Consider the following 25,319-nt stretch of genomic DNA (forward strand, 5'->3'; position numbering starts at 1 on the left):
CCCATTATACTTAAGTAATATTCAACTCCAACAGCACCTTTCAAATACAAATCATCATTAATTTATTATTTAATATTTGAATAACTCCCCAATTAACCCCATCTTCCACAAAAGAACTAACAAAAATAAAATATACAATGATTCAACAGCAAATATAAGATTACTTTCCCATGAACCTAAATGCCCCCTAAAATCCTTTTCGGCACGAAGACAATTCTCATAAATCCCTGAAAAAATCCCCAATACCATACCAAAAATTATTAAAGCACCAAGAAACATTAACTTTGAAAACCCATAATAAAAAACCAAAACACATGCTCCAACAATCAAAAAAATAAATGAAAGACTATTGAAAACATAATACCTAAACATGATATTTTTAACTCTTTCCTGATAACTTAAAGAACGCCTTCTAGAAACTAAAATCCTAAAAAAATCCCTAAAATTCATAAAATACACACCCACACAACAATACACCTAAAAACAAATACTAAAACTCACACAAAAAATATAAAACTTATCTCCCATAATTTAACTTCATCATCACAATAATAAAAATAAACAATAAAACGTAAATTATATAAACAATTGAAATAATTTTATCCATTTTGTTTAAATATTCTCCAAAACCACATTTGTTACAGATATCCTCATTATATGTATCTGAAATTATCAAAAATATTATACCAAAAGTTATTAAAGCAAAATCAAGTATAAACTTTGAGGAATCATTATAAAAAATCAACACACAAATACTGGCAATCAAAAAAATAAACGAAAACCCCGCAAAAACAAAAAATTTAAATATGATATTCATATGTTTTTCAGGATAACTTAAAGAATCACGATTAGAAATTAAAATCCTAAAAAAATCCTTAAAATCCACTTAATTCCCCCCCCAAGAACATAATAATTGAATAATATTATATTTAATACACCAAATATAAATATTCTAAACAATATTTCAGAATAACCCCATGACCTAAAAAAAATAATAAAAATGAAATATAGCTATTTTTAAAGCAAAAACCCACAAACTTATATGAAAACTAAAAATCAATTTTTCTTTTTACAGCAAATAATAATTTAAAATTTAAATAATATCATCCAAATAAATAATAGTTAAGGTGAATATATGAAGATAGTCGTAGCAATTGGAGGATCAATTTTATTAAAAGAATATGACTGTAAAAAATTCCATGAATATAGTGAAATATTAAAATCATTAGCTAGCGAACATGAAATATTCGTTGTTGTAGGTGGAGGAAAACCTGCTAGAGAATATATCGGAGTTGTTCGTGAACTTGGAGCTGGTGAAGCTCAGTGCGATGATATTGGAATTGAAGTTACAAGAATTAATGCTAAATTGTTATTATCTGCACTTGGAGATGCTGCTTATCAGAAAGTACCTCATAACTTCCAGGAAGCTTTGGAATACTCAGCTACCGGAAAAATAATTGTAATGGGCGGAACAGAACCTGCACACAGTACTGATGCAGTTTCAGCTATTTTAGCAGAATACATTCATGCAGATAAACTGATTAATCTAACCTCTGTTGACGGAATGTATGACAAAGATCCGAACAAATATGAAGATGCTAAATTAATTAAAGAAATTACAGCTAGTGAAATGATAGAATTCATCAGCGGAAAAGACACCAAGGCCGGAACCTATGAATTCTTTGATATGACTGCAATCCAAATGATTAAAAGATCATCTCTTGAAACTGTAATAGCTAACGGTTATGATTCTGAAAACTTAATTAAAGCTATTAATGGTGAGGAAGTAGGAACCAAAGTTATCAGCAAATAAACAGGTGATTAAGTGGAAAATCTTATTGATATTGGCCTTAATTTAATGCATCCTTCTTTTAGAAAAAATAGAGAAATTATAATTGAAGATGCCATTGATGAAGGTGTTTCCAAATTCATAATTACCGGAACCAATGTCAAAGCAAGTCAGATAGCTTGTGAATATGCATCTAATTATCCTGGAACTTTATACTCAACTTCCGGCGTTCATCCTCATGATGCAAAAACATGTGATGACAATACTCTTTCAGAACTGGAAAAAATAGCTGAAAATGATTGTGTTATAGCTATTGGAGAATGCGGTCTTGATTATAACCGTGATTTTTCTCCAAGAGATGTTCAAAGAAAATGGTTTGAAAAACAGGTGGAATTAGCTGAAAATTTGGATATGCCTTTATTTTTACATGAAAGAGAGGCTCACAAAGATTTATATGATATTTTAAAAAAACATGAAGATGTTTGTGAAAAATCAGTAGTTCACTGTTTTACAGGAACCAAACAGGAAGCTCAAAATTATATCGATTTAGGATGCTGCATTGGTGTTACCGGATGGATTTGTGATATGAAAAGAGGTGGTGACTTACAAGATGCTGTAAGTGTAATTCCAACCAACAAATTAATGATAGAAACAGATGCTCCATTTTTAATACCTAAAAACTTTGATAAAAAACCTAAAAGTAATAAAAATGAACCCAAATATTTGCCTCATATATTAAAAACAATTGCTCATTATAAAAACGATTATGATGTAGAAAAACTTGCAAAAGAAGTTACAAAAACTACTAAAGACTTTTTTAAAATATAAAAATATGGTGATAATATGGCTGTAGAACCACATAAACATTGTCCAATTTGCGGAACCCCAATACCTTTAAACGAACTTGTATGCTCTCCAGACTGCCAAACAGTTTGGGACCAAAGAATTAACCAACAAAAGAAAACAAGATATGCTCTAACTGGAGTTATCATTCTTTTCTTAGTTATTTGGGGAATAATGCAATTTATGAAATAAGTGATAAAAATGATATTAACATCTGCAAACACACTGGAAAATAAAGAAATTATTGAATATAAAGGTTTAGTAACTGGAGAATCCTTAATTGGTGCTAACATTTATAAAGATTTATTTTCTGGTGTTCGTGATGTTGTAGGTGGAAGAACCTCAAGATATGAAGAAGAAATCCAAAAAGCTCGTGATATTGCACTGAAAAGTATGGAAGAAAAAGCCGAATATTTAGGTGCAAATGCTATTATCGGATTGAAAATTTCTTATGATAACTTAGGCGGCACTATGGGAAATACAATTCTCGTAACAGCTTATGGTACTGCTATAAAATACGAATAACATGAATCTTAAAGAAAGAATAGAAAATGTGGAAAACTTAAAAGAAGCTGTTATCTGCATTTCTTTTGGAACAATTATTGGTATTTTAACTTATTATATTTTTTTATATTTCCATATTGATATTTATGGATGGAATTTTGGACTTATTTTTGCTCCATTAGCTGCAGGATACGCTGAAACTATATTAGCTAAACAGATAATCGGCGAAGATATTGGAGCTATTAGTGCATTTATTTTATTTCTTGTAACTGTAGTTTATGGTTTTATTATATCCAATCCAACACTTGGAGTAAATGTAATTACTTTCGGATCAATAATCGTGATTTTGCAGGCAGCTATTCCTACACTTATTAACTATTTCTTTTTAGTAGTTATAATTGGAATAATTTCTTATTTCTTTGGAATATTTAAAAAAATTACAGATTATACCTATTCCAAATTATCTGACATGTATTATAAAATAACCGGAAAGCAAAAACCTATAAGAACTATTGATACAGAAGTTGTGGAAAATGAATTGGAAAGCAATAAACAAATCAATGATTTGAATTTTATATTTATAACCAGTTCACATCCAATTAATAAAAAAATAGAAATTATAGGTCATTTCCATGAAACAGTTTTTTTAGAAAGAGATAAAAAATTAATCCATGTTAATCCTGAAAAATATGAAAAAGATACTTTAAAAATGCTTAAAAAAGCCAAAGATACTGTTTTAATCAAAATAGCTAATGACATTAAAACTAATGGTGGGAATGGAATTTTAGATTTGAAAATAGAATATGGTTTAATTGGTTTAGGTGGAGACAGCTTCCAAATTACTGCAATGGGAATGGGAGTTAAATTTAAGGATTAAGGAAGCAAACCCAACATTTTAAGTGAAATATATAAAACCACTAAACCAAATATTTGTTTTAATCTTTTTTCAGGAACCTTATGAGCTATTTTTGCACCATAATAAGCTAAAGGTACTGAAAACATTGCGATAACTGCAAAATTAACTAAACTTACATATCCTAATGAATACGGAAACGGATTAACTCCCCATCCAGATATTATATATGATACGGTTCCTCCAATAGCTGTTAGGCTAATAAATACTGATGAAATTCCAATAGCTTCAATCATTGAAAATCCGAATATTGCAGTTAAAATCAGAATTATAAACACCCCGCCACCAACACCTAAAAGACCTGAAGAAATTCCAACCAATACACCTACAACAGCTATGTTTATTAAATTAAATTTGGCTCTGACTTTTGAAGTGTTTTTATTGGCGGATATTAAGTTACGAATAGCTATAAATAACAATAAACATCCAAATATAATTTTTAATATTTGTGTCGGCAGCATTGATGCAATTATACCTCCCAATACACCTCCAACAATACCAAATAACCCTAACCTTATTCCAGGTTTTAAAATATTGTCCATAACTTTTAAATGTCTATATGCACCACTTGATGCTGTTGGAATAATAATAGACAAGCTGGTTCCAAGAGATATTAACATGGCAAGTGACGGGTCAACACCAAGATATTCCAGTAAAAAATACTGAAACGGAACAATTAAAAATCCTCCACCAACACCTAAAAGACCAGATGCAAAACCTGCAACAATCCCTATTAAAATCAAACCAATGAAATATTCTAATGTAAATATCATAAAAACACGTATTTAGTAAATCTTTTAAATCATTAAAAACTTAAATTAATTTTAATGAAAAGGAATAATATTATATTAGCAGGATTCATATTTATATTATTTGCAGGTGTACTTTTTATAACAGACATCTTCAATCCAATAGTAAGACCTCTAACTCGCATATTTTTAATGGGTTCTTCTAAAGGAAAAGATATTTTATTCTTTGGACTTTTCGGACTGTTTTTAATTTTAAGTCAAACATTCACCTTAAAAAATAAAGATATTGACTCTGACAGATACTTAAAAATAGCTATTTGTGTAGGTGGCCTTTTATTAATTTCAGGAATCCTTGTGGAAGTTCTCTTTAGACAGTCTTTAGGAATTCCATTAAATGTAACTTTTATGAGTGAAAGTTCACAGGCAGCAAGTACCAGTATTTTACATACCCACTTAGTTAAATCCATTTTTGGAGAAGTTATAACTTCACTAATCGGGCCATTTATCAGCAGCGGAATCAATACAGGAGTCGGATTATATACCTATGTTCCAAATATAGCTAAAATAGTAATCATATTATTCCCAATCCTATTCATACTTGAAATATTAGCTAATCAAAAACGTTTAGCTCCAACTACAATCCTTTTAAGTTTTTTTTCAACCTGCTTACTTATTGGAGCATTAGACGGAGGAATGTTTTCTACACCATCAATGTTAGGTATTTGCGGACTTTTTCTAATTTATAGAAACCATTATTATTTTGATTATTATATTGGAGGAGTTCTTTTAAAAAATAAGAAAATATTAACTGAATCCGAAAAAGAATATCCTCATTACAAAGATATTAAATTAAGCAAAGTGAAATTTTATCTTCACAGACTGTTACCTTATATCATAACTGTTCTTTTTATAACTTTAAGAATTTCAATAGCTATTTTTGGAGCAAATAATGAATATTACACACTTGAAGTTGTAAATCCTGCAGACAATATTGAATTAAATGATTTTCCAATAGAAAGTATTCAACACAGCGAAAATAAAACAGTTTATACTCTTGATTCAAGTTATAATGAATTAAATTTAATTAAAGATTTAAAAATACCCTTAAACAACAAATGTGAGTACTATACAATCTCCTGGAACATTTATTCATATATTTAATAAAAACTTATAAGTTTTAAAAATTAATATTAACATATGATTTTAAGCATTATTATACCTACATATAATGAAGAAGAATACCTTCCAGTACTTCTGGAAAGTATTAAACAGCAGGATTTTAGTGATTATGAAATAATTGTTGCTGATGCTGACTCTAAAGACAATACTGTAAAAATAGCTGAAGAATACGGATGTATTGTTGTTGAAGGAGGCATGCCTGCAGTAGGTAGAAATAATGGTGCAAAAGTAGCTAAAGGCGATTACTTACTATTTTTAGACTCTGATTTAAAACTTACTGAAGATTATCTTGCAAAAGTTATCTATGAATTTAAAATGGAACGATTAGGTATTGCAATTACACAAATGAAACCCCTTTCTAAAAAAACAGAAGATAAACTTTTACATGATTTGGCTAATTTATTTATGATCAGCGTTGAAAAAATAAAGCCACATGGTGCCGGATGTTATGGCATAATAGCTAAAAGAGAATTACATGAATGCTGCGGTGGATTTAATGAAGAATTAACTTTTGGTGAAGATACTGAATACATTGAAAGATTAGCTAAAAAAGAAAGATTTAAAGTACTGAGAAATGCTAAAATTGGAGTTTCTACAAGAAGGCTTGAAGAAGAGGGTCTGGCAACACTAGCTAAGCAATACGGTAAAAGTACTGTAAATGACTTTTTAGGCATTAGAACAGAAGCTTCAGATTTGAATTATGGTTTTGATCATGGAAAAGAATATGTAAGCAAACATAAATTAGATAAAATTGCTCTGGAATCTGAAAAATTAGACCAATTAAAAAACAGTTATGATGAATCCAAACAAAAAATAAACACTGCAAAAGTCTATCTTAAAAAAGTCAAAAAAACAAAAATCAGGGATAAAAAAGTAATCTTTTATTGTATCTGTGGAGAGGGAATGGGTCATGCTATTCGCAGCAGCGTAATAATCGACCGTATAAAAGACAAATATGACGTTTACATTTTCAGCAGTGACCGTGCTTACAAATATTTAAATGAAAAATTTGACAATGTCTATAAAATCGGCGGATTCAACACCGTTTATATAAATAACAAAGTCAGCAATACAAAAACATTAATCAACGCTCTCAAACGTAACCCTCTAAACATTAAAGAAGGATATGAAGAATTATATAAAAAAGCAAGAAAATTATCTCCCGATGTTATTGTTACCGATTTTGAAATCTATGCTACAATGGTTTCCAAACTTCTCAGCATCCCATTAATAAGTCTTGATAATATTCATATGATTACCCAAACTGCAATTGATTATCCCCCAAAGCATCAGGGAGAAATGCTAAAAGCAAAAGGCGTAATAAAGTCATATGTAATAAAACCGAAAATACATATTTTAACCAGCTTCTTTTATCCGAAAATCAAACCTAAAAAAAGGGCAGTGCTCTATCCACCAGTGATTCGTGAAGATATCTTAAAACTGAAACCTACAATTGAAGATCACATTATTGTTTATCAAACAAGTAAAGAAAGTGTGAAACTGGTTGAACAATTAAAATCTTTAAATGAAAAATTTATTGTATACGGATTTAATAAAGATGAAGTAGATGAAAATTTAACCTACAAATTATTTAACGAAAATGAATTCTACAATGATTTAGCTAGTGCAAAGGCAGTAATATGTAATGGTGGATTTACATTTATATCAGAAGCCATATCTCTTAAAAAACCAATATACAGCGTTCCAGCTATTGGAAACTTTGAACAAACATTAAACGGATTTTATGTTCAGAAATTAGGCTATGGTGAATATCATGAAGAGATGAGTCCTAAAAAAGTGGAAAAATTCTTAAAAAGGCTCCCTAAATATCAGGAAAAACTAGCTAAAGTTAAAAAAACAAATAACGATGGAATTGTTAACGAATTAATATATCGTATTGAAAAATATAGTAAAAAAAGTTAAAATGGAGTGTTTATAAAGTTACACCCATTTCAAGTTGTTCTGTTAATTCTTTATACCTGTTTCTTATAGTTACTTCAGTAACACCTGCAATATCTGCTACATCTCTTTGAGTTTTTCTTTCACCTAATAAAACAGATGCAATATACAATGCAGCCGCAGCTACACCAGTTGGTCCTCTACCAGAAGTTAAACCTTTTTCCATTGCTTTTTCAATAATTTCAATAGCTCTGGATTGTGCTTCACCAGATAAACCTAATTCACTAGCAAATCTAGGCACATAATCTACTGGAGAAGTTGGCGGTAATTTAATGTTTAATTCTCTTGTAAGGAACCTATAAGTCCTACCTACTTCTTTTTTAGTAACTCTTGAAACTTCAGCTATTTCATCTAAAGTACGGGGAACATTACAACGTCTACAAGCAGCATATAAAGAAGCAGCAACTACTCCTTCAATACTTCTTCCACGAATAAGTTTGTTATCTACTGCACTTCTGTATACTACAGATGCAGCTTCCCTCACACTTCTTGGAAGACCTAATCTTGAAGAATCTCTGTCTAACTCACTTAATGCAAATGCCAAGTTACGTTCTGTAGCACCAGAAATCCTAATTTTTCTTTGCCATTTCCTTAATCTATACCATTGTGCCCTATTTCTTGCAGGAATATCGCGACCATAAATGTCTTTATTCCTCCAATCAATCATAGTACTTAAACCTTTATCGTGAATGGTGTAAGTAATTGGAGCTCCAACCCTAGTACGTTTATCTCTTTGTTCGTGATCAAAAGCCCTCCATTCAGGACCCATATCCACAAGATTTTCATCAATAACTAATCCACAGTGAGCACAAACTACTTCTGCTCTTTCATAATCACCAATTAATTCTGTGGAACCACATTCTGGACATACAGTCTGTTTATCTTTATCATAGACATCACCTTGCATGATTTCTTTTTCTGTTCTTTTATGTCCAACCTTTTTAGGGATTTCGTTTACTTTTTGTTTCGTGTTTTCACCCTCCTCTTCCTAGGTTTCTTAGATTTTGGTCTTGATACAAATAGTTTTTCGCCATAGTTTCTCTTGATTTTATCTAAATTAACAGATTTAAATAATTTAATTGAAACGTATGGATTTTTAGTAGGTCCAAAAACATAGCTAACCTTGCCTATTTTAGTTTTATCGCTATTAAAAACAATGCCACCAGGACTAGGTGTTTTAGATGATCTAGCTATTAATTTTCCAGAATTTGCAATATGCAAACTATTTCCTAAAACTTTCATAAAAAATCAATCATAAAATAATCTGTATCAATTACTAAATATGAATGTCATACTATATAAATGTACCGATATATTTATATATCAATAAATTTTGCTATTTAAATGTTTTACTATTTAATTGTCCTAAACACTATTTTAACCCAGCTGCTTGAGACAAAGTTTTGCCATTATTGATAGCATCAATAATACCTAATTCTTTTATTTTAATAGCCAACGTTTGATTCATGACCTTTTTAAACAAAGATTGAGGAATGATAACCACTCCTGTTTCATCACCATAGAAAAAATCACCTGGCCGAATAGTCATATCCCCAACAGAAACATCTACATTAATTTTGCCTAAACCTAAAGCACTACCTGCATTTGGAGCATAATCACAGGCAAAAATAGGATAATCCATATAATAAAGAGCATCCAAATCCCTGACAGATCCGTAAATTATAGTTGCTTTAACACCATTAGCTTTAGCGCAAGTAGAAGCTAATTCTCCCCACACAGACATATTCGAATTATTGGTTTTGATAAATAATACATCACCATCATTAGCTTCATCAATAGCCAATGCAGAAGTTCCCCAATCATCACTATTAGTTTTACAAGTAGTAATTCTACCCCAAACCTTTAATTTATTAATAGGTTTTAACTCTCTGATAACACCTGATCTTCTTGAAATTTCATTATATGCATCAGAAATTTGGCAAGTAGAAACACAATCAAGTAAAGACATCAAGTTAATATAATTCTTATAATTTTTTTTATTGAAAACTAAATCATCAATAGATATTTCGCTTAAATCTATATCTTCCACATCAATTTTTTTATTTAAGTCTTTTTTATGGTGTAATAAATCACTTGGTGTTATTGACATCAAATCACTTCTCTTAATTAAATTATTATAATATAATATGTAAAAACCAATTAAAAAAGATTTTTCAAAAATTTTGGGCACTGTCAATAACTTTGGTGATGAATGCCTCGGAAGTTTCTCTGCACCCAGTATTTGGTTTTGAGAGAAAATCTTGTCCTAGCTCCTTCAAAAGTTCTTAATGTTTTTTTAATATGCTTAGGGAAAACTTTTTGAAAGAAATTTTCAATTTTATTACTTGTAGTTGGAACATTACTATTTTCAAGATGAAATGTTATTGTTTTAAAGTAAGGAATGATGAAAAACCACAATAAATTAAAAATAACTTTCGGCAAATTGTTTTGTATACTAATAAGATAATCTCTACCTTTTTTAGCAGATTCTAAATCATTAGCATCTAAAACATCAAAAACTAATTGTTTACAATAATTTAAGTATTCCAATTCTTCATCAGAATAATTATTTCTTTTTTTATCCTCTCTAATGTTCCTGTTTATCTTTTGTTTTGTGTGAAACATACAGAATTGATGTCTAACCCCAACTTTTTCAATTGCTGGATGATACTCATCTTTTAAATCAGATACAATACAAATCTTAGGCTGATTACGTAGGGAATCATCTAAAAACTTATATATAGTTCCAATATCCTCTGATTCCACCAGATCCATAGAAACAACAGAATTCAATTTAACATCAAATAAGACTAAAAAATAGTTCCAAACACCGTTAATTTTAGTCCAAAGACTATCAAACAAATAATATCCAGAATAAGATTCATTCACACTTATATCATCATTTTCATCAGATATTATGCAAGATTCAATACTTTGATGTGAAATATCTACATTGAAGAATCTTTTGAGCATATACTGAATTTTATAAATACTATTTCCAGAAACAGAGTATATTTCATTGATATATTCTATTACAGGCTTTGTAATATTGCAATTTTCATCAACAATAGATTTAATATCAGTATAAAAAATTTTACCACATTTTTTACATTTATATTTCTGAATAATACATTTTTGTTCTCCAACATTTAAAAAATACAATTTACGAACATAATTCCCATTTTTAACAACATTTGAGGAATAACAATCAGGACAAAATGCATATTTATATTTAAAATAAAAATTACCATGTTTAGTAAGCCTAATTAAATTATCATCCGAATTTAAACATCCATTGCTTAATTTCTCCCCATAAGATTCATATTCAGAAAATTCTTCAAAAAAATCGAAAAGTTTAAGTTATTTATCCTCCAATATAGAACATGGAGCTTTTATATTGTCTTTATTCATATTAATATATTAGCTCCACTTAATATATTAAATTTACTATCTTATTTTAAAAAATAAAACCCAAAAAAGCATTTAAAAAATTTTTTGAAATTAAAAATTAAAAATTCAAATCACCAAAGTCCTTGACAGAGCCAAATTTTGACATGACTAACTAATTATATATATTAGTATTTTCAAAATATTTAATGAAGTATAAAAAATACTCACAATTATACTTAAAGAGTTTATTTACATTCATTATTACAACTTAATTATTATTCAATTTAAAAACAAAACAGGAGCAATTAATATTACTAACTAAATATAATCTTAAAAAATAAAGAAAAATGGCAATTATAAGCTATAAATGAAATTAGTAATATGCTCAGTAGATTTTAACTCTTTTTAGTGTATGGAAGATATTTTAATTAAAAGATATCAGATATGTTTATCAATGATTATTTCTTAAAATACCCAATTTTTAGAAAGATGAAAAAATAAGCCAATAAAAATAAAAGGAGGCTTAAGAATGGGAAAAGGAGAAGAATTAACTACAACAAAATACTTAATTCATGCACAAATTAATGCAAATGGGATTGTAGAAAAACCAGATGTAGTCGGTGCAGTATTTGGACAAACAGAAGGATTATTAAGTAATGATTTAGATTTAAGAGAACTTCAAAGAACTGGAAGAATTGGTAGAATCCAAGTAATGATTCATTCCAATGGTGGAAGAGCTAAAGGAGAAATTGTAATCCCATCTAGCTTAGACAGAGTTGAAACTGCCATTCTTGCAGCATCACTTGAAACAATTAATCGTGTTGGACCCTGTGAAGCAGAAATTCACACAGTTAAAGTGGAAGATGTAAGAGCTGTTAAAAGAGAACAAGTTGTAAATCGTGCAAAAGAAATCTACAAAAACATGATTGAAAGTGCTAGTCCAGCTAGTATGAGAATGATTGAAGAAGTAAGAGAAGCAATGCGTGTTCATGAAATCTCAGAATATGGTGAAGACAGATTACCTGCAGGTCCAAGCATACACACTTCTGATGCAATTATCGTAGTGGAAGGTCGTAGCGATGTATTGAATTTACTTAAATATGGTATCAAAAATACTGTAGCTGTTGAAGGAGTTAGTGTCCCACAATCTATAGGGAATTTAAGTAAAAAAAGAACAACAACTGCATTTGTAGATGGTGATCGTGGCGGAGAACTTATTTTAAAAGAGCTTTTACAAATAGGAGATGTTGATTATATTACTCGTGCTCCTAAAGGTAAAGAAGTTGAAGACCTTGAAAAAGACGAAGTATTAATCGCTCTAAGAGATAAAGTTCCTACAGCACAATTTTTAGCTAATCACAATATATTAAGTGAATCTAACAACAAAACCACTTCTAAAAAACATAACAACAAACACAATAATAAACATTCAAATAATAAACAACAATACGAACCTAAAGTTAAAGAAGTGGAAATTGAAGAAATTCCAGTTGAAGATGATGAAACAAAATTAATGAAAGATATGTTAAAAGAATTTGAAGGTAGTGGCTGTGGAGCTATCTTAGATGAAGCTTTAAACATGACACAGGAAGTAGAAGTCGAAAACATTTATGAAGAAATTAAAAATATAGAAAATACTGCTGATACTGTTATTTTTGATGGAATTATAAGTCAAAGACTTGTTGATGTTGCTTCATTAAAAGGAATAAAAAGATTAGTTGCATTTAAATCCATGAACATAGTTAAAAAACCAGGTGACTTAAAAATAATAACTATGGATTAATAAGGTGTCCTAATGGAAACATATGATTTTAAAAATGAAATTATAGACAAAAACGGGAATAAAATCAATATTCTCGATGTTTATAATTTTAATAAAATAAAAGAAAATTATATAACTTCTTTAAAAGACAATAATTATTCACAAAACACTATTAAAACCTATTCATCAATAATACATAAGTTTACCACTTACTTAAAAAATCAAATAGCTATTTATAATGAAAAAGAATTCATAAAATTCTTTAACGGTTATATAATCCATTTAAAACAAGTGAAAAATGTTAGTCAAAATTACATATACTTAGTTACAGTAGTTATTAAAAAATTCCTTGAATTTAACAATATCCATTTTTTAGATTCAATTGCAATTCCAAAAAGAACTAAACCTTCACCAAATTTTTTAACGCAAAAAGAAGTAAAACAACTATTAGACAGCATTACATGGGATGAAAATTCGGATTCTGATTTTCGTGTCATTACTAAAATACGCGATAAATTAATAGTAACATTATTATATTCTTCCGGACTGCGTGTTTCTGAACTTATAAACCTAACTATAGATGATGTGAATTTTGAAGAAAAACAATTATCCATTGTAAGTAGAAACAATAGCCGCGTTATTTTACTTGATAAATCATCCAACCAGTTAATACAAAAATATTTAAAAAAAAGAACTCAAAAAAGCAAGTATTTAGTAGTTAATAAAAGTGGAAATCAGTTAACTCCAAGATATGTTCAGCTAATGATAAAAAAATATGGAAATGAAAGCGGAATCAAAAAGAAAATAACCCCACACATTTTACGTCATTCCTATGCAACACATTTACTTGAACAAGGAGTAAATATCAAAATAATCCAGGAAATACTTGGACACAGCAATTTATCTACAACCCAAATTTACAATCAACATATCAATAACTAATTAGCTATTTTTTATATAAATAATTGTACAAAAGATTAAATAGTAAAAATGATAAATATATTAAAGTATTATGATTTAAAAATCAGGGAGAAAATACTATGAATATGAATAATTATTATACTGCTAGAAAAAGCATATTCCAGGGAATACGTGAATCTAGTACTCTTGCTAAAATATTAATGTCATTTTTAATGGCTTGTTTTACAGGTTTAATGGCTCAAATTATTATTCCACTCCCATGGACTCCAGTACCAATAACTGCACAAACATTTGCAGTGTTATGCTCTGGATTAATACTTGGTAAAAGATATGGATGTTTAAGCCAAGTTTTATACATTGTTCTTGGTGTAGCTTGTGTACCATGGTTTGCTAATATGAGTGGTGGAATAGATGTACTTCTTGGATCCAATTGCGGATACTTTATAGGATTTATTCTTGCATCTTACTTTATTGGTGCTATAACTGACAAATATGCAGATGCACGTAACTTCACTAAAATGGCAACAGTTATTGGAATAGCTAACTTCGCAATAATTTACATTCCAGGACTTGCTGGATTAGCTCTATGGGCTTATATGACTCAAGGTGCAATGCTCTCAATTTCTGAATTGTTAATTATGGGACTTGTTCCATTTATTGCTGGAGATATTGTAAAAATATTAAGTGCAGCATCTGTATCTAAAGTATTTTTACCAAAAGAATAAATAAGGTTTTTTAACCTTTTCTTTTTTTATTTATTGATATTATGAAACTTACACTAAGAGGACATCACTTATTATGTCTTCAGGGATTTCAGGGTTATGGATATGATGATAAATTTGTTAAGAATATGAGTTATATCAACAACCTAAGAAAATCTGAAAATACAACTGTTTCTATTACAAATAAAGCTGATGATATCTGCAGATGCTGTCCAAATTTAAAAAATAATCTTTGCGGAAATGAAAAACAGAATGCAGAAATCATAAAGATGGATAATGAAATCCTATCAAAAATAGATAATAGCAAAGAATATGATGCATTAAAGTTATTTAATGAAACTAAACATATTTTTAACAGCAAAAATAGTGTCAAGGATGTATGTGAAGACTGTTGTTGGCATGAAAAATGTTTATTTTATAAAAATTTAGAATAAATCGATATATTTATATACTACTTATCAAATAAATATAGAATGTTGTACTACTAGTACGAACAAATGTATAGTCCCGTAGGGTAGTGGTAATCCTTCTAGGCTTTGGACCCGGAGACGGCGGTTCGACTCCGCTCGGGACTATTTTTAAAAAACTTTTTTTACCTGATATTCTATGGAAAAATTACTTCTTATCGGAATAAATACTCGTAGTATGATTGAAAGTGGATTAAAATTAAATTATACTATTTATTCAACCAGCTATTTCTCAACATCAGATGTTCCATTAATAAAAAACCAAAAAATAATATTGGATGAAAGTAAAAATTCGGATTGCGGTGTTTTTGAAGATCAATTTAACAGTGAAAATATTTTAAATGTTTCTAAAGATTATCTTGACGAAGTAGACTATATCATTCCAATTTCCGGAATTTCACCAAATGATTTTGAAAAAAAACATCAAAAAAAGATTTTAGGAAATAAAGACATCTGCAAAGTTGAAGATAAGTACAAATTCTATAAAGAAATTAAAAATGAATTTTTAACCCCTGAAACTTTTTATGTAAATGATGTAGATGAAGCTATTGAAATTCAAAAAAATAATCCTAAAGTACAATATATTGTAAAACCTCTTAAAGGATCTGGAGGATATAATACAAACTTATTAAATAATCCATCACAACTTCAATTAAACATCAATGAAAAACTGATTGTTCAGGAATATATTGAAGGAATAAATTTAAGTTCATCTGTATTGGCCAGTAAAAACGAAGCTAAAAACATTATAAATTCAAGATTGCTAACACAGCATGATTTTGAAAAAAACAGTCAGTTCAAATATGTTGGAAATATTCTTCCATTAACTGAAAAATCAATATTGGCACCTGTAAAAAATACTGATGCAATAAACAGAGAAATGGTAGATACTTCTGAAAAACTAATCCGAAAATTTGAATTAATCGGATCAAATGGTGTAGATTTTATTTTAAATAAAAACGGATTATATGTAATTGAAATAAATCCCAGAATTCAGGGAACATTTGAATGTGTCCAGCAAGCTTTAGGAATCAATATGCTTGAAGCACATATCAAAGCCTGCCAAAATGAAATAATAGCTATTGACAAAGCGAAATATTACAGCTATAAAAAAATAATATACTCCCCCAAAACAGTAAAGTATGAAAAAATAGATTTAAACAACCTTTATGATATGCCCCATCTCGGATCAATTACACAAAAAGATGAGCCGTTACTTACAATAATAGATAAAGATAAAGATTTTGATAAGTTATATGAAAAAGTAGAATCATCTAGCCAAACTGTAAATAAGCTAGCTAATAACTCCCAATAAGTATAAAATAAATATAATTGTACCTATAGTTATCATAAACGTTACTATTATCATAGATCTAGTTAACCAAATAAATAATTTCGCTTTATTGTCAGGGTCCTTTAAAAATTGGTCTACAGGGTTACGTTGCATAAATACACCTCTTTCTAGAATTTTCCAGTAAATAAAAATTTTTACAATAACTGATAAAAATAACCTGTTTTAATAAATAATAAATTAATAAACTTTAAAAATTGAAATAAATAAAAAATAGATAGAAAATGAAGAAGTTAAGTAAAACTTAAGCTTCTACTTCAGTAGCTACCTCTTCAGCAGCTGCTTCTTTAGCTCCATTATCTTTCTTCTCGATAGTAGACCTAATCATTTTCAATCTAACGAAGTTTTCCCTTTCCATTTCCTGGAGTCTCATATCAATATATTTTTCAGTGTTTTCGAATCTTGGAATCATAATATGCTCTAAAGCATTTACTCTACGTTTAGTAGCCTCAATCTCTTCAGCAAGTAAGAAAATGGTTTTTTCTACTTCACCAAGTTCAATTAAGAATTTAACAGATTCCTCAAATTTTTTAGCAGCTTCATCTAATTGTATAGTAGTATCAGCAAAGCTGTAACCTCTGTCAATAATGGACCTTTCTTCCATTTTAACATTAGTTATAGGAACTGATACACCCATAACACTTCTAGATTTAATATCTACATCAATAGAATCTTTAACTGATAAAGATGCTTTTCTAACAGCTAAGTCACCCATAGCTATTTGAGCTTCAAGTAAAGCTTCATTAGCTTCTTTTAAGCTTTTTTCAGCAGCTTCACGAACACCTTTGACACGATCCAAAATATCAAAAAACTCTTTGATTAAAGCATCCCTTTTCTCTTTGAGTAAACCATGCCCTTTAACAGCGAGTTTAGTTCTATTTTTAAGAGATAATAATTCCATCCTTGTTGGATTTATTCCATCTATAATATCTTGTGCCATTTAATCACCCGTTATATGAATGAGCTTATTCTTTTGGAAGGTATTGTTCAATAAATTCTTCTTTAACACGTTTAAGTTCAGATTTAGGTAAGATTTTAAGTAAGTCCCAACCAAGATCTAAGGTTTCAATGATAGACCTATCTTCGTCTTTACTTTGAGTAATGAATTTACCTTCGAATTCTTCAGCAAATTCTAAGAATTTTTGATCCCTTTCGGTAAGAGCTTCTTCCCCTACAACAGCAACTAAGTCTCTTAATTCACGACCGCCTGCATATGCAGAGTAAAGTTGGTCAGATACACCACTGTGATCATCACGAGTTTTGTCTCCACCGATACCACCACTCATCAAACGAGAAAGTGATGGAAGTACATCTACAGGAGGATAAATACCTTTCCTGTTGAGTTCTCTGCTTAATACAATTTGTCCTTCAGTAATATAACCAGTTAAATCTGGAATTGGGTGAGTAATATCATCTTGAGGCATAACTAAGATAGGCATTTGAGTAATAGAACCTTCTTTACCATCAATACGTCCTGCTCTTTCATATATGTTAGCTAAATCAGTATACATGTATCCAGGATATCCTCTTCTTCCAGGTACTTCATCCCTAGCTGCGGAAATTTCCCTTAATGCTTCACAGTAGTTGGTCATATCAGTTAAAATTACCAATACTTGCATACCTAAAGTAAATGCGAAATATTCTGCAGTAGTTAAAGCCATTTTAGGAGTTAAGATTCTTTCAATAGCTGGGTCATCAGCTAAGTTCATGAATACAGTTACTTTTTCAAGAGCTCCGGTACGTTCGAAATCTCTCATAAAGAAATTAGCTTCTTCGTGAGTAATACCCATAGCAGCGAATATTACTGCAAACTCTGCATCGTCCCCAAGCACTTTAGCTTGTCTTGCGATTTGAGCTGCTAATTCGTTGTGAGGTAAACCAGAACCTGAGAAAATAGGAAGTTTTTGACCTCTTACTAAAGTGTTCATACCGTCAATGGTAGAGATACCAGTTTGAATAAATTCTTCAGGGAATTCACGAGAAGCTGGGTTCATTGGACTTCCATTAATATCTAATTCTTCATCAGGAATTATTTCTGGTCCGCCGTCAATAGGTTTACCGATACCATTGAACATACGACCCATCATATCTCTAGATACACCAATTTTAGCAGTTTGACCGGTGAATCTAGCTTTAGTATTTTTAGTGTTTAAGTCAGTTGTTCCTTCGAACACTTGAATAACTGCAACATCGTCAGTTACTTCAAGAACTTGTCCACTTCTTTTTTCACCATTAGGTGTTTCGATATCTACAATTTCGTTGTAACCTACGCCTTCTACACCTTCAACAACCATTAAAGGACCGGAGACTTCGGAGATTGTAGTATATTCTCTTGTTTTAATATTTGTGTTCATATTTAAGCCTCACTGCATTGTTTAGTAATAGCTGCTTGAATTTCTTCACATTTAGCTGCAAATTCGTCTTGTGGAATGTATTTCATTTTACCAATTTCTTCTTTAACAGGTAATGCTACTATGTTTTGAATAGGAACTCCCCTGCCAACAGCTGCAAGAGCTTCTTTATGGAATAATAAAATAGTTTTTAACATATTGTATTGTTTGACAGGTGGACAATATGTATCAATGTCATCAAATGCATTTTGTTGTAAGAAATCTTCTCTTAACATACGAGTAGTTTCTAAAGTAGCTTGGTCAGCTTCAGGTAATGCATCAGGACCAACTAATTGTACAATTTCTTGAAGTTCTGATTCTTTTTGTAATAAAATCATAGCTTGATCACGAGTTTCTCTCCAATCAGCAGCTACATTTTCAGCCCACCAGCCTTCAATACTGTCTACATATAAGGAATAACTTTGTAACCAGTCAATTGAAGGGAAGTGACGTTTATCTGCAAGAGATGCATCTAAAGCCCAAAATACTTTACAGATACGTAAAGTGTTCTGAGTAACAGGTTCAGATAAGTCCCCACCAGGAGGTGATACAGCACCAACAACAGTAATGGAAGCTACATCAGAAGTAGTACCAATAGTGTTTACTCTTCCTGCTCTTTCATAGAATTGAGCAAGTCTGGATGCTAAGTATGCAGGGTAACCTTCTTCCCCAGGCATTTCTTCAAGTCTTCCGGAAATCTCCCTCATAGCTTCAGCCCATCTTGAGGTTGAATCAGCCATAAGTGCTACATCGTAACCTTGGTCACGGTAATATTCCGCAATAGTAATACCTGTGTATACACATGCTTCACGAGCTGCTACCGGCATGTTTGAAGTGTTTGCAATAAGAACAGTTCTGTCCATTAATGGGTTTCCAGTTTTAGGGTCATCAAGGTATGGGAATTCAGTAAGTACTTCAGTCATTTCGTTACCACGTTCTCCACATCCAATATATATAACAATATCTGCATCTGCCCATTTAGCTAATTGCTGTTGGGTAACAGTTTTACCTGATCCGAAAGGACCTGGAATAGCTGCTGCTCCACCTTTAGCTACTGAAAAGAAAGTATCTTGTGCTCTTTGACCAGTTACAAGAGGTACATCAGGGTCCAATTTATCTACATATGGACGTCCTTTCCTTACAGGCCATTTTTGAAGCATTTGGATTTTTTCATCACCTTTATCAGTTGCAACTTCAGCAATGTCTTCTAATACTGTGTATTCACCTTCAGAAGCAATGCTTGTTAATTCACCTTCAATCATTGGAGGAACTAAGATTTTTTGTAAAACTGCAGAAGTTTCTTGTACTTCACCAAGAACATCTCCACCTTTAACTTTGTCTCCAACTTTAGCTACTGGTTTGAATGTCCATTTTTTCTCTTTACTGATAGATTCTGCATCTACTCCCCTAGCAATGAAGTCACCAGATTCTTCTCTGATGAGTTCTAAAGGCCTTTGAATACCATCAAAAATGGAACCCATTACACCAGGACCAAGTTCTACAGACAATGGCCCTCCAGTACTTTCAACTACTTCACCTGGTTGAATACCAGCTGTTTCTTCATATACTTGAATGGTAGCGGTGTCACCTTCAAGCTCAATAATTTCCCCAATGAGCTTTTGTTCACCTACTCTAACCATTTCATACATCTGAGCTCCTCTCATACCATCCGCGATAATAACAGGCCCAGCAATTTTAATAATTTTTCCTTCGATAATCATTTAACCATCTCTACCCCAATAACTCTTTTGATGAGATCTGCCATTTGATCAGATGATCCTTCAGAGGACCCGTCTTTATCAGGTATCTCAATTATCATTGGTAATACACTAGAACCAATTTTCCTATTAATATGATTTCTAATTTCGTTAGCTAATACTTGAGTAATAATTATAATTGAAATTTCTTCATCTAAAATTTTATCAAAAGCTGCGACAGCTTCTTCAGCAGAATTAGCTACTTCTGCTCTTTTAACTCCACCAAGTCTAAAACCTGATACAACATCAATATCTCCAATAATTGCTACAGAACTCATATTAACATCTCCATAATTTTAGAGTTAGGGAATCCAGCCTCTCTTTTTGCTCTTGCAATAATTTTTAAATTTTTAATTTCAGTTTCTTTTTGACTTACATAACCAATAATTGGACCAATTCCTAATGGTTTTTTCATAGATAAAGATTTTGCACTTTTTGACAAGTAAGCATCTAAAGCTTTTTCAAATACTGCAATGGAAGCATTTTCATTATATTTAGCCATAGCATCAGTTAATACATCAGAGTATTTTGTGCCTTCTAAACCAGATATTAGATTTGTAACATCAGGAGATTCCATTAAATCTTTAAGTTTCCATTCACGTAATTGGTAACCGTCTTCTAATATATAAGGAGCAATATCATCATAAGACAAATTGTCTTTTTTTGCCCTTATAATCAATTTAAGATTAGCTATATCTACTTGAGTTCCAACATATGAGAATAAAATTTGTTTATTTTCATCAGCAGGAACATTGGAAGAACGTAATAAACTTTCTAAATAATATTTATCTAAAGCAGATTCTAATGCAAGAACCATACCACTATTTTCGTATTTTGGAAGAGCATCTTCTAATACAGCAGCATATTCTGTGCCGTCTAAACTTGTAACTACATCAGTTACTCCGTCAGCATCAATTAAAGAACGTAAATCTTCATATAAAACTCCACGTGGAATTAATAAATCTTCAGTTTCTTCTTCAGTAAGGCCAACTTCTTTAGCAGTTAAAAGACTTTTAATGTTATTAATATCAGTTTTTTTAGACATTACAACAAAAGAACTTCTAATTTCCTTTGGAGCAATTCTTGCTACAAATTCATAAGTATCAGCACATTGAATATCTAATGCTTTATCAACAGGATATTCTTCTAATACGTCAGCATAATCAGGAACACCTTTAAGATAATTTTCAAATTCGTGAACATTGTTTGTTTCAACAATTTCAGATAATTGTTTTTCATCAAATAATCTTCCTTTTCTTGCACGTACGCTTGCACTAGGAGTAAGATATGGATAAATATCCAAAATTGGTCTAGATGTAATGATTACGACTATTGCACCTATAACGATAACAGCAATTACACATAAAACTAAGAAAGTTTCATTTGTAAGACCTGCTGAACTAATAAGTGTTGCAATTTCATCAGCCATAATTTATCCTCCTAATTTTTAAATAAAACATTAGCAACTTCACTACGTAATAATCCTTTAAATCTATCTAGTCTAGATTCGATAGTGTTATTTACTTCAATGTCACCATTTCTAGTTTTGAGTATAGCTCCACCAATAGCATCAATAGGTTCACCTAATACTAAGGTTGTGCTTACACCAGTTTTAGTTGCAAGGTCTGCAGATAATTTTTTCAAATGACCTTCAACTTTCGCAACATCAGATTCTTTAACTTGAACGATTAAATCTCCACCACCAAGTTCTTCAGTAGCTTCTTCAATCATTTTTATTAAGGATTCTGAATATTCTGCATCATCACTAGAAGCTTTAGCTTTTAAATCTTCAGTAGCTTTAGCAAAAGCTGCTTCAATGACTTCTTCTTTAGCTCCTAATTCTGCTCTACGAGCATTCATCTTAGCTTCGGAAATAATTTGCTGATATTTCATATCAGATTGTTTTTTACCATTATCTAAAATTTTATTCTTTTCTGCTTCAGCAGTTTTTTCAGCATCACTATTAATAGTTGCTATTTCTGCTTGTGCATCTTGAATAATTTTATCAGCTTTCTCCTGGGCTTCAGACTTAATGCTTTCAACAATTTTATTTGTGCCTGAGCTCATACAGATTGCCTCCTTAACCTAATATTCCACCGAATACCATAAGTAAGATTGCAATCAAGAATCCATAAATAGCCTGAGTCTCTGGCAATGCAGAGAAAATAATACCTCTAGCAAACATGTCATTATCTTCAACAATAGCACCTACAGATGAGGATGCTGCGATACCTTGTCCCATACCGGAACCTAAACCTGCGAAACCAATAGCTGCACCTACACCGATAGCTACAACACCTGCTTCAGTAGATAAACCTTCTCCACCACCTAATAATCCAGAGAATACTAATAATAAGATTGCAATCAAGAATCCATAAATAGCCTGAGTCTCTGGCAATGCAGAGAAAATAATACCTCTAGCAAACATGTCGTTATCTTCTGCAACTGCACCTACAGATCCAGCTGCTGCCATACCTTGCCCTAAACCGGAACCTAATCCGGCGAAACCAATTGCTACTCCAGCACCAATAGCTGCTAAAGCAGTACCTAAAGCAATATCCACCATATTTAATTCACCTTTGAATAATAATTAATTTTGATATATTTAAATAAAAAATTTTAATTTTTAAGTTTTGTAAAAGTTCTGTTTGCTTTGAAAGCTTGGAACTTGTTTTTACCTTCCATATAGAACTGTGAAAAGAACTCCACGTAATGAAGACGTAAAGAGTTAATAAATGCACCTAAAATTTGGAACAAGAAGTTTGCAATATGTCCGAATATAAATATGAAAATTGCAAGAACAATACCAATAACTGGAATCATATCATTACATAAGTTAGTTAAAATATTTACAGTCATAGCAATACCTCCTGTAGCTAAACATAATGCTAAAAGACGAGCATAAGACAAGACATCTCCCATAAATCCGAAAACATCCATAACTCCATAAGCTCCATTAGCATATATTAACATAGCAAGACATGCAATTATTAAAACTGCTCCAATTCCGTATCCGATCATACCTATTGCAGGCATCATAAATCCTAATACTAAAAATATAATACCGGCTTCTAAAACAAACCAGCAAAGCTGAGATCCAATAGCTTCTTTTATTTCTCCGTATCTGAAATTATTGATAGCTCCAATAACAAAACCAATATTAGTATAAATTATACCAATAGCTATTGCTATTATTAAAATAGTATCTGGATGTACAAAAGCTTCAACAGCAGGCACAACAGTAGGCAACTTATAATTCAACATTCTTTCTGTGAAATCTCCTAACAAACCATTAGTGAGAAGACCCAATATAATTGCCCAAATACCACATGCCGTAAGAATATAACCGAATGATTTCATTGTATCATTGAGTTTACCCATACCCCTTACTAAAACAACACCTATGATAGCTACAATAGCACCATAAAATGCATCAGTTAAACAGTATCCGAATAAGAACGGGAACACAACTGCTACAAAGAATGTTGGATCTATAGCATTATATCGTACTGGAGAATACATATCCACAAGAACCTCATAAGGTTTTACATAACCTTTATTAGTTTGTAAAATAGGTACATCTTCATCATCAGTACCTTCAACATCAATTAATTCAAAGGTACAATGTCCATCAGAACTTTTTTCTACTAATTGCTCAACTTTATCAGTATCTTTAACAGGTACCCATGCTTCTAACATATAGGTATCTTTTGTTTGAACAAAAGCAGCAAGTATTTCATTCTTTTCTTTTTCATTTTCTAATTCTTCTTTAAGAGATAAAATATCGTCATCCCATCTTTCAGCAATAGCTCTTAAATCACTTTTAGCTGAATTACGTTCGGATTCTATTGTTACCAATCTAGAATCAGCACTTGAGATAATTTGCTGTGGAGTTCCTTCAATATTGGAAACTTCAACTCTCTCAAAGTCAAATTTACGAAGTGTTGAATAAACATCTTCGCCGAATTCTTTTAAAGTCACTACGATAATATTTGCAGTTTCTTTATCATCATTAGGGACTATAAAAACATCTAATTCATCAGTCAATTTACTTAAGTTACTTTCAATTTCTGAAGCAGACTCAGCATTAATCCTACCAACAGTTATGGAAGTGTACTTAGAATCTTTTAAAAGAGCCAAGTCCATGTCTAAATTATATAAACGCTTAGCTAAACTTTTATTAGAAGTCAATACACTTGTTTCAGAGTCGAGTGCGGAAAATTTACCTTCAATAACTTTTGTTTCACTTTCAACTTGAGCCAAAAGGTCTTCTGCTTTATTGATTAAAGCTTCAGTATCTAAATCCCCAACTTCTTTTTGAATAGGCATTTCTGGACTAATAAAAGACTTTATTGTGTCTTTGATCCCATGGCCTTCGGATAAAGAATTTCCTAATAGTTCAGAAATAGCACTTGTTTTCATTAAAAGTGAAGATAACTTACCAGTGAAAGCAGATGCTTTTGAAGGAGTTACTAACTCCGCTAATTCAGGATCTTGCTGAATACTATCAGAAATCTCGTTGATTTGTACTAATCCCTGTTCGTGGAGTGCACTAACAGTAGGGGATATGTACTCATCAAGAGTAACGATTCTAATTTTACGCATTCTAGCTGTCTTGAACAT

27 protein-coding genes and 1 tRNA gene are annotated in these 25,319 nt (G+C 30.9%); 13 read left to right on the forward strand and 15 right to left on the reverse strand.

Going from position 1 to position 25,319, the window contains the following annotated elements:
• Nucleotides 1–69 precede the first annotated feature (69 nt).
• Both K4897_RS02595 and K4897_RS02600 read right to left on the reverse strand, forming a co-directional pair.
• Complete coding sequence (locus K4897_RS02595; protein ID WP_250416515.1) at nt 70–450, reverse strand: hypothetical protein; 381 nt, start codon at nt 448–450, stop codon at nt 70–72.
• Between the two features lie 67 nt (nt 451–517).
• Entirely contained in the window at nt 518–886 is a 369-nt protein-coding gene (locus K4897_RS02600) for a stress-responsive transcriptional regulator PspC (protein WP_250416518.1), read from the reverse strand.
• Nucleotides 887–1,135: 249 nt separating this feature from the next.
• Here K4897_RS02600 and pyrH point away from each other — a divergent pair, with 249 nt between their 5' ends.
• The 5 genes from pyrH to K4897_RS02625 are packed head-to-tail and all read left to right on the forward strand — an operon-like array spanning nt 1,136 to nt 4,013.
• A complete protein-coding gene (gene pyrH, locus K4897_RS02605; RefSeq protein ID WP_019266323.1) occupies nt 1,136–1,813 on the forward strand; it encodes a UMP kinase in 678 nt (225 codons plus the stop codon).
• Nucleotides 1,814–1,825: 12 nt separating this feature from the next.
• Nucleotides 1,826–2,617, forward strand: a complete 792-nt coding sequence (locus K4897_RS02610; protein ID WP_019266324.1) for a TatD family hydrolase — start codon at nt 1,826–1,828, stop codon at nt 2,615–2,617.
• A 15-nt stretch (nt 2,618–2,632) separates the two neighbouring features.
• Nucleotides 2,633–2,824, forward strand: coding sequence for a DUF2116 family Zn-ribbon domain-containing protein (locus K4897_RS02615; protein ID WP_019264305.1), 192 nt, complete (start codon nt 2,633–2,635; stop codon nt 2,822–2,824).
• 9 nt (nt 2,825–2,833) lie between these two features.
• On the forward strand, nt 2,834–3,157 hold the full coding sequence (locus tag K4897_RS02620; protein ID WP_019264306.1) for a YbjQ family protein: 324 nt from the start codon (nt 2,834–2,836) through the stop codon (nt 3,155–3,157).
• A 1-nt stretch (nt 3,158) separates the two neighbouring features.
• Nucleotides 3,159–4,013, forward strand: a complete 855-nt coding sequence (locus tag K4897_RS02625; RefSeq protein WP_250416521.1) for a hypothetical protein — start codon at nt 3,159–3,161, stop codon at nt 4,011–4,013.
• On the opposite strand, the gene K4897_RS02630 is transcribed toward K4897_RS02625, so the two are convergent.
• On the reverse strand, nt 4,010–4,822 hold the full coding sequence (locus K4897_RS02630) for a sulfite exporter TauE/SafE family protein (RefSeq protein ID WP_019264308.1): 813 nt from the start codon (nt 4,820–4,822) through the stop codon (nt 4,010–4,012). The two genes, K4897_RS02625 and K4897_RS02630, sit on opposite strands and share 4 nt — an antisense overlap.
• A 168-nt stretch (nt 4,823–4,990) precedes the next feature.
• Here K4897_RS02630 and K4897_RS02635 point away from each other — a divergent pair, with 168 nt between their 5' ends.
• The gene (locus K4897_RS02635; protein ID WP_250416942.1) at nt 4,991–5,959 is read left to right on the forward strand and encodes a hypothetical protein; all 969 of its coding nucleotides are present in this window, start codon (nt 4,991–4,993) and stop codon (nt 5,957–5,959) included.
• Between the two features lie 36 nt (nt 5,960–5,995).
• Nucleotides 5,996–7,900, forward strand: a complete 1,905-nt coding sequence (locus K4897_RS02640; RefSeq protein ID WP_250416523.1) for an MJ1255/VC2487 family glycosyltransferase — start codon at nt 5,996–5,998, stop codon at nt 7,898–7,900.
• Nucleotides 7,901–7,910: 10 nt separating this feature from the next.
• Here the strand turns inward: K4897_RS02640 and K4897_RS02645 are convergent, their stop codons facing one another.
• The 4 genes from K4897_RS02645 to K4897_RS02660 form a co-directional block, all read right to left on the reverse strand.
• The gene (locus K4897_RS02645) at nt 7,911–8,843 is read right to left on the reverse strand and encodes a transcription initiation factor IIB (protein ID WP_004032173.1); all 933 of its coding nucleotides are present in this window, start codon (nt 8,841–8,843) and stop codon (nt 7,911–7,913) included.
• A 47-nt stretch (nt 8,844–8,890) separates the two neighbouring features.
• Nucleotides 8,891–9,178, reverse strand: a complete 288-nt coding sequence (locus K4897_RS02650) for a Gar1/Naf1 family protein (RefSeq protein WP_019264311.1) — start codon at nt 9,176–9,178, stop codon at nt 8,891–8,893.
• A gap of 130 nt (nt 9,179–9,308) precedes the next feature.
• On the reverse strand, nt 9,309–10,046 hold the full coding sequence (locus K4897_RS02655) for an RraA family protein (protein WP_019268374.1): 738 nt from the start codon (nt 10,044–10,046) through the stop codon (nt 9,309–9,311).
• 83 nt (nt 10,047–10,129) lie between these two features.
• Nucleotides 10,130–11,098, reverse strand: a complete 969-nt coding sequence (locus tag K4897_RS02660; RefSeq protein WP_019266187.1) for a hypothetical protein — start codon at nt 11,096–11,098, stop codon at nt 10,130–10,132.
• A 757-nt stretch (nt 11,099–11,855) separates the two neighbouring features.
• On the opposite strand from K4897_RS02660, the gene dnaG reads away from it, so the two are divergent.
• From dnaG to K4897_RS02690, 6 genes are all read left to right on the forward strand, one after another.
• Nucleotides 11,856–13,109 (forward strand): DNA primase DnaG, encoded by a 1,254-nt coding sequence (dnaG, locus tag K4897_RS02665; protein ID WP_019264312.1) that lies wholly within the window; start codon nt 11,856–11,858, stop codon nt 13,107–13,109.
• A gap of 12 nt (nt 13,110–13,121) precedes the next feature.
• Entirely contained in the window at nt 13,122–14,030 is a 909-nt protein-coding gene (gene xerA, locus K4897_RS02670; protein WP_019264313.1) for a site-specific tyrosine recombinase/integron integrase, read from the forward strand.
• A gap of 98 nt (nt 14,031–14,128) precedes the next feature.
• Entirely contained in the window at nt 14,129–14,734 is a 606-nt protein-coding gene (locus tag K4897_RS02675) for a biotin transporter BioY (protein WP_019264314.1), read from the forward strand.
• A 41-nt stretch (nt 14,735–14,775) separates the two neighbouring features.
• The gene (locus K4897_RS02680; RefSeq protein WP_019264315.1) at nt 14,776–15,165 is read left to right on the forward strand and encodes a DUF1284 domain-containing protein; all 390 of its coding nucleotides are present in this window, start codon (nt 14,776–14,778) and stop codon (nt 15,163–15,165) included.
• 69 nt (nt 15,166–15,234) lie between these two features.
• Nucleotides 15,235–15,306, forward strand: a tRNA-Gln gene (locus tag K4897_RS02685).
• A 31-nt stretch (nt 15,307–15,337) separates the two neighbouring features.
• Nucleotides 15,338–16,513: an ATP-grasp domain-containing protein gene (locus K4897_RS02690; RefSeq protein WP_250416525.1), complete on the forward strand. Its 1,176-nt coding sequence runs from the start codon at nt 15,338–15,340 to the stop codon at nt 16,511–16,513.
• A 280-nt stretch (nt 16,514–16,793) separates the two neighbouring features.
• On the opposite strand, the gene K4897_RS02695 is transcribed toward K4897_RS02690, so the two are convergent.
• The 8 genes from K4897_RS02695 to K4897_RS02730 are packed head-to-tail and all read right to left on the reverse strand — an operon-like array spanning nt 16,794 to nt 25,319.
• Nucleotides 16,794–17,489, reverse strand: coding sequence for a V-type ATP synthase subunit D (locus tag K4897_RS02695; RefSeq protein ID WP_250416528.1), 696 nt, complete (start codon nt 17,487–17,489; stop codon nt 16,794–16,796).
• A 25-nt stretch (nt 17,490–17,514) separates the two neighbouring features.
• Nucleotides 17,515–18,903, reverse strand: coding sequence for a V-type ATP synthase subunit B (locus K4897_RS02700; RefSeq protein WP_004032182.1), 1,389 nt, complete (start codon nt 18,901–18,903; stop codon nt 17,515–17,517).
• A 2-nt stretch (nt 18,904–18,905) separates the two neighbouring features.
• A complete protein-coding gene (locus tag K4897_RS02705) occupies nt 18,906–20,660 on the reverse strand; it encodes an ATP synthase subunit A (protein WP_011953887.1) in 1,755 nt (584 codons plus the stop codon).
• Nucleotides 20,657–20,974, reverse strand: coding sequence for a V-type ATP synthase subunit F (locus K4897_RS02710; RefSeq protein WP_004032184.1), 318 nt, complete (start codon nt 20,972–20,974; stop codon nt 20,657–20,659). The genes K4897_RS02705 and K4897_RS02710 overlap by 4 nt, the downstream gene beginning before the upstream one ends.
• The gene (locus K4897_RS02715) at nt 20,971–22,125 is read right to left on the reverse strand and encodes a V-type ATP synthase subunit C (protein ID WP_250416530.1); all 1,155 of its coding nucleotides are present in this window, start codon (nt 22,123–22,125) and stop codon (nt 20,971–20,973) included. The genes K4897_RS02710 and K4897_RS02715 overlap by 4 nt, the downstream gene beginning before the upstream one ends.
• A gap of 11 nt (nt 22,126–22,136) precedes the next feature.
• The gene (locus tag K4897_RS02720; RefSeq protein WP_004032186.1) at nt 22,137–22,763 is read right to left on the reverse strand and encodes a V-type proton ATPase subunit E; all 627 of its coding nucleotides are present in this window, start codon (nt 22,761–22,763) and stop codon (nt 22,137–22,139) included.
• A gap of 13 nt (nt 22,764–22,776) precedes the next feature.
• Nucleotides 22,777–23,262 carry an ATP synthase subunit K gene (locus tag K4897_RS02725; protein ID WP_004032187.1) on the reverse strand — a complete coding sequence of 162 codons (486 nt, stop codon included), beginning with the start codon at nt 23,260–23,262 and terminating at the stop codon, nt 22,777–22,779.
• A 53-nt stretch (nt 23,263–23,315) separates the two neighbouring features.
• Nucleotides 23,316–25,319, reverse strand: a complete 2,004-nt coding sequence (locus K4897_RS02730) for a V-type ATP synthase subunit I (protein ID WP_250416533.1) — start codon at nt 25,317–25,319, stop codon at nt 23,316–23,318.

The sequence above is a fragment of the Methanobrevibacter sp. TLL-48-HuF1 genome, from assembly GCF_023617305.1.
Lineage (GTDB): Archaea > Methanobacteriota > Methanobacteria > Methanobacteriales > Methanobacteriaceae > Methanocatella > Methanocatella intestini.

Coding starts and splice junctions, on each gene's coding strand:
- K4897_RS02680 (WP_019264315.1), top strand. CDS start 14,776: ATGAAACTTACACTAAGAGGACATCACTTATTATGTCTTCAGGGATTT.
- K4897_RS02620 (WP_019264306.1), top strand. CDS start 2,834: ATGATATTAACATCTGCAAACACACTGGAAAATAAAGAAATTATTGAA.
- K4897_RS02715 (WP_250416530.1), bottom strand. CDS start 22,125: ATGGCTGATGAAATTGCAACACTTATTAGTTCAGCAGGTCTTACAAAT.
- K4897_RS02725 (WP_004032187.1), bottom strand. CDS start 23,262: ATGGTGGATATTGCTTTAGGTACTGCTTTAGCAGCTATTGGTGCTGGA.
- K4897_RS02615 (WP_019264305.1), top strand. CDS start 2,633: ATGGCTGTAGAACCACATAAACATTGTCCAATTTGCGGAACCCCAATA.
- K4897_RS02650 (WP_019264311.1), bottom strand. CDS start 9,178: ATGAAAGTTTTAGGAAATAGTTTGCATATTGCAAATTCTGGAAAATTA.
- K4897_RS02695 (WP_250416528.1), bottom strand. CDS start 17,489: ATGGCACAAGATATTATAGATGGAATAAATCCAACAAGGATGGAATTA.
- K4897_RS02720 (WP_004032186.1), bottom strand. CDS start 22,763: ATGAGCTCAGGCACAAATAAAATTGTTGAAAGCATTAAGTCTGAAGCC.
- K4897_RS02675 (WP_019264314.1), top strand. CDS start 14,129: ATGAATATGAATAATTATTATACTGCTAGAAAAAGCATATTCCAGGGA.
- pyrH (WP_019266323.1), top strand. CDS start 1,136: ATGAAGATAGTCGTAGCAATTGGAGGATCAATTTTATTAAAAGAATAT.
- K4897_RS02625 (WP_250416521.1), top strand. CDS start 3,159: ATGAATCTTAAAGAAAGAATAGAAAATGTGGAAAACTTAAAAGAAGCT.
- dnaG (WP_019264312.1), top strand. CDS start 11,856: ATGGGAAAAGGAGAAGAATTAACTACAACAAAATACTTAATTCATGCA.
- K4897_RS02595 (WP_250416515.1), bottom strand. CDS start 450: ATGAATTTTAGGGATTTTTTTAGGATTTTAGTTTCTAGAAGGCGTTCT.
- xerA (WP_019264313.1), top strand. CDS start 13,122: ATGGAAACATATGATTTTAAAAATGAAATTATAGACAAAAACGGGAAT.
- K4897_RS02710 (WP_004032184.1), bottom strand. CDS start 20,974: ATGAGTTCTGTAGCAATTATTGGAGATATTGATGTTGTATCAGGTTTT.
- K4897_RS02640 (WP_250416523.1), top strand. CDS start 5,996: ATGATTTTAAGCATTATTATACCTACATATAATGAAGAAGAATACCTT.
- K4897_RS02630 (WP_019264308.1), bottom strand. CDS start 4,822: ATGATATTTACATTAGAATATTTCATTGGTTTGATTTTAATAGGGATT.
- K4897_RS02635 (WP_250416942.1), top strand. CDS start 4,991: ATGGGTTCTTCTAAAGGAAAAGATATTTTATTCTTTGGACTTTTCGGA.
- K4897_RS02655 (WP_019268374.1), bottom strand. CDS start 10,046: ATGTCAATAACACCAAGTGATTTATTACACCATAAAAAAGACTTAAAT.
- K4897_RS02645 (WP_004032173.1), bottom strand. CDS start 8,843: ATGCAAGGTGATGTCTATGATAAAGATAAACAGACTGTATGTCCAGAA.
- K4897_RS02705 (WP_011953887.1), bottom strand. CDS start 20,660: ATGATTATCGAAGGAAAAATTATTAAAATTGCTGGGCCTGTTATTATC.
- K4897_RS02690 (WP_250416525.1), top strand. CDS start 15,338: ATGGAAAAATTACTTCTTATCGGAATAAATACTCGTAGTATGATTGAA.
- K4897_RS02700 (WP_004032182.1), bottom strand. CDS start 18,903: ATGAACACAAATATTAAAACAAGAGAATATACTACAATCTCCGAAGTC.
- K4897_RS02730 (WP_250416533.1), bottom strand. CDS start 25,319: ATGTTCAAGACAGCTAGAATGCGTAAAATTAGAATCGTTACTCTTGAT.